The 4,031-nt window shown below is 43.5% G+C and carries 5 protein-coding genes; 4 read left to right on the top strand and 1 reads right to left on the bottom strand.

Annotation, left to right across the window (positions count from 1 at the left end; genetic code table 11):
• The 4 genes from HZC12_07390 to HZC12_07375 all read left to right on the top strand — a co-directional run.
• Positions 1-757, top strand: a 757-nt coding sequence (locus tag HZC12_07390) for a hypothetical protein (protein MBI5026533.1), incomplete at its 5' end; no start/stop codon positions are given.
• A gap of 396 nt (positions 758-1,153) precedes the next feature.
• The gene (locus HZC12_07385; GenBank protein MBI5026532.1) at positions 1,154-1,567 is read left to right on the top strand and encodes a DUF2384 domain-containing protein; all 414 of its coding nucleotides are present in this window, start codon (positions 1,154-1,156) and stop codon (positions 1,565-1,567) included.
• Between the two features lie 3 nt (positions 1,568-1,570).
• On the top strand, positions 1,571-2,161 hold the full coding sequence (locus HZC12_07380) for an RES family NAD+ phosphorylase (GenBank protein ID MBI5026531.1): 591 nt from the start codon (positions 1,571-1,573) through the stop codon (positions 2,159-2,161).
• On the top strand, positions 2,124-3,413 hold the full coding sequence (locus HZC12_07375) for a DUF1015 domain-containing protein (protein MBI5026530.1): 1,290 nt from the start codon (positions 2,124-2,126) through the stop codon (positions 3,411-3,413). The genes HZC12_07380 and HZC12_07375 overlap by 38 nt, the downstream gene beginning before the upstream one ends.
• A gap of 15 nt (positions 3,414-3,428) precedes the next feature.
• Here HZC12_07375 and HZC12_07370 read toward each other — a convergent pair whose 3' ends face one another.
• Positions 3,429-3,974 (bottom strand): HPP family protein, encoded by a 546-nt coding sequence (locus HZC12_07370; GenBank protein MBI5026529.1) that lies wholly within the window; start codon positions 3,972-3,974, stop codon positions 3,429-3,431.
• Between the last annotated feature and the right edge of the window lie 57 nt (positions 3,975-4,031).

Here is a 4,031-nt window from a genome sequence, read left to right as displayed (position 1 = left end):
TTATTTCTTACAGGCTCAGAAAGAGATACGGGCGCTTTACGAGAACGACAGGGAGATCGTTTTCTATATTCGTCAGTTACAGGTCAAGTTAGAGAAGAAGTATTATCATTGGATAACAAACAATGCAATAATTGGGCTTTTAAAGCTTGGCTATTTGAAAGACTTGAGAATACCGAAAGAGAAAGGGACATCCACACGTTTTTTTATTCATCGGGCGAATAGATATGCTCGGCGAACTATAAATAGAATGGAAAAAATAATAGAAGAATATTCACAGGATCACATCACTCGGAGTTGTGGGCATAGGGCAGAGGATTTATTCTTCAAGGCTCTCGCGATGCGCGGATTCATGCACAAAGCGACCAAGGTTAAGGAGTATGAGGGAAGAAGGTGGGAAAAAACAGGGCATGACTTGGATTTCGTATTCGAGAAGGACGGCATCACGTATGGTTGCGAAATAAAGAATACCTTGGGCTATATAGATAAGGAAGAACTGGAAGTAAAGCTTGAAATGTGTGCCTTTTTTGGAATAAAGCCGTTGTTCATAATGAGATATTCACCAAAGACTTATAACAGAATGATTTATGAGCAGGGAGGGTTTGCGTTAATTTTTGAAACCCAGATTTATGAGCTGAGTCAAGCGAAACTTGTTCAAACGCTGAAGGAAGTCTTGGGGTTGCCAGTGATTTGCTCTAAAGCTATACCAGATGGAATAATTGATCGTTTTGAAAAGTGGCATAACCAGAAAAAGGTGTGAATTTGAAAATGAATTCACAGGCATCGAGGGTTAACTTATTGGAATTAAAGGAGAAGCTGAATGCCCCTATGAATACTATAATGTCTATCTCTCTTGGTTCTGAGGTGCCTGCAACAACAGATAACACAACATTGGCACTCTGGCCCTTCGGGAAACAACCGATCTTTTTCCGGATTTCTCGACTGTGGCCCGGTTGTTTCGCCAATGAGAAACGAACGCTACTTGCGAAGTTGTGCCGGCGCCTTTCGGGAGCTATGCCCGGTTTTTTCCTCATGAATTATCTACCACGGGATAGTTCACATAATAGACATTTGTCTTGACAGATGTCTGAAACACGGGCTATACTATGCTGTATTAGCAGGGTCGATAGTAAGTATAATGTTTGCGGAGGTAGCCATGATGGAGATAAAAGAAACGGTAAGAAAGAGAAGACGCCTGAGTCCTGGAGAAAAGTATCGAAATATAACGGCGCCAGGAAGGGTTAAACCCCGGGTAGTAATAAAGCACTTTGAGGCTTTGGGGCTGGACTTAAAAACATTGGCGTTGTGTCTGCTCGTCAACCCCAAAACCATACAACGATGGCAAGATGCAATCGCCGAGCCAAATGAGGCGGCACTGCGCTCCTTAGATAAGCTTGAAGCAATGTATCAGTTGGCAGCGAGCCTGCTTAAAAAGGATTTGTGGAAAACCTGGTTTCACTCCCCTAACAAGACATTAGGGGAGGAGCGTCCGGTGGATTTATTGAGGCGTGGTGAAGTGGATCAGGTTAGGAATGTGCTTGGAATGCTGAAATGGGGAATTTACTCTTAGCGCATGGCAGCGCGGCTCAATCTCGCGGCGTTATCCTCTCTTACGCCTCTTCCCTTTGAAAAATCTGTTTACAGGGTTGTTTTTCAAAGCCTTCGAGGTAAGATTCTTTCTACTGAAGGCAACCGATATTACCCTGGCCGTTATCACTTAGTAGGAGAAACTGGAGTTCTCTACAGTTCACTTAAAGAGGAGATTGCAATAAAAGAGATCGAACGCCATGCCCCACGGAACATGTGGGAAGAAAAGTTGGTTGTAGGTGAGATTAATATCAGGCTTTATAAGGTGCTGGACCTTACGCAGGCCTCTAACCTTAAAAAACTTGGACTGTCAAGAGAGAACCTTATTTCGCCTGATTATTCGACCACCCAGGCTATTAGCCTGGCAGCAAGACAGGCTGGACTCCAGGGGCTCATCGTGCCATCGGCTACCAGCCAGGGTGACAATCTGATCGTTTTTGAGAATAATCTTGGCGAAGGATGTTTTATTGAGATTAAAAAAGCATTTCGCTCTACAAAATCACTGATAGTAAGATACATTTTCAGAGGTGAGGAACTAAATGGCAGAAGTAATTCCTTTCAAGGGTGTCCTTTATAATCCAGCACGGGTGACTGGCAGTGCTGTTACAGCCCCGCCCTATGACATAATCACGCCTGAATTTAAAGAGACTCTTTATGGCAGGAGCCCTTATAATATTGTGCGCATTGACTTTGGAAAAGACCTGCCAGCAGACAATGAAAAGGAAAATCGCTACACAAGGGCCAGGGATACCCTGAACAAATGGCTTAAAGAAGGTATTTTGATAAGAGATGCCGAGCCTGCTTTTTACTGCTATGAGGCAACATATACCATTGAGGGTATTAGGAAACAACTGAGAGGTTTTATAGGTGCAGTCAAGCTTGAGGAGCTTGAAGGCGGCAGTATCCATCCACATGAAATGACACACTCAAAGCCAAAGACAGACAGGCTCAACCTCTTGCGATTTTGCAAGGCAAATATCAGCCCCATATTTGCTCTTTATAGCAGCCCTGAGAGGCATGCCTCATCAATTCTTGTTCAGGTCGCAAAAGTCGGTACGACTCGCAACCGAGATAATGCCTTTATTGAAAGTGCTGATGAGGGCGGCTTTATACATAGATTGTGGGCTATAAAGGACAAAAACCACATAGATGAAATTAAAAAAGAACTCTCTGACAAGGCAGTTTTTATAGCTGACGGACATCATCGGTATGAAACTGCCCTTGACTTCAGAAATGAGATGAAAGAGAAAGGCTTTTTAAAAACCGGTCTTGAGCCTTTTAATTATGTGATGATGTTTCTTGCAAATATCGAGGATAATGGACTCACCCTTCTTCCAACCCACAGGTTGGTGACGAATATGCCTCAAAATGTTGAAGGCCTGCTAAAACCCTATTTCGATATAATGGCCTTTCCTTTTAATTCGTCAAGCGAAGAGAGCGTCAGGGCCGAGTTCTTTAAAAGTATGCACAGGAGAGGGCATTCTCTGGGCATGTACCTCAGGGGGGAAAACGTATACTACGTGCTGAATTTCAAAGGCTCATACTCGCAGATAGATGCACCGCAGGCCCTCAGAACCCTTGATGTAGTGATTCTTCATAACCTTATCCTCGAAGATCTTTTTAAAATAGCGACTGTTGATTATGAGATGAATCCTGAGTTAGCAGTGAAAAAAGTAAAACAAGGTGACTATGGCGCTGTCTTTTTCCTTAATCCTACAGAGATAAAAGATGTCAAAGCTGTTGCCCTTGCAGGGGAGCGAATGCCACCAAAGTCCACCTACTTTTACCCAAAACTCCTTACAGGAATGGTCATCAATAAGTTTGATTGACTCAGGATAAAAGGGTTAAAACCAATATTCGGGATACCTTCTATTTTTTGAGAGATTGTTTATTAGAAGGGCAACGATCAGAAGAATAACAGCGCCCAGGCCAGCAGGTATAAAGGCATAGAGAAAGCCGAGGTCGTGTATCTTCTTGCCACCGATAACAGCAATTAAGGCGGTTGCGCCTCCTGGTGGATGAAGCGTCTTTGTCAGAAGCATTGCTACAATGGCAAGGGATACGCCAAAGGCAGCAGCTATCCAGATAGTCTCTCCAAATAATTGATAACATGCCACTCCAACAAGCCCTGATATTATGTGGCCGCCAATCAGGTTTCTCGGTTGAGCAAGGGGACTTTTGATAGCACCATAAACAAGGACTGCCGATGCTCCAAAAGAACCTATTATTAAAATTAAATCCCTCGGTTCAAAGTATCTTGATGATAGATAGCTACAAATGCCAATGCCTATCACAGAGCCAAGCCATGACCATATTACCTCTGTTAATCCAACTCCAGGCGGGCCCTTTGCACCACCTTTCATTTTTGATAAGTAGTCATTTATCCACATAGGTCTTTATCTCCCTGAGCGCGGCCCGCAGATCCTCGTCAGAAATCTCATAATCTT

Source organism: Nitrospirota bacterium (assembly GCA_016214385.1).
GTDB lineage: Bacteria > Nitrospirota > Thermodesulfovibrionia > UBA6902 > JACROP01 > JACROP01.
Note: the sequence above shows the minus strand (reverse complement) of the source record. Positions and strands in the feature narration are given on the sequence as shown.

Bases quoted from the DNA above. Each gene is read 5' to 3' on its own strand.
- HZC12_07370 (MBI5026529.1), bottom strand. From the start codon at position 3,974: ATGTGGATAAATGACTACTTATCAAAAATGAAAGGTGGTGCAAAGGGC.
- HZC12_07375 (MBI5026530.1), top strand. From the start codon at position 2,124: ATGGCAGAAGTAATTCCTTTCAAGGGTGTCCTTTATAATCCAGCACGG.
- HZC12_07385 (MBI5026532.1), top strand. From the start codon at position 1,154: ATGATGGAGATAAAAGAAACGGTAAGAAAGAGAAGACGCCTGAGTCCT.
- HZC12_07380 (MBI5026531.1), top strand. From the start codon at position 1,571: ATGGCAGCGCGGCTCAATCTCGCGGCGTTATCCTCTCTTACGCCTCTT.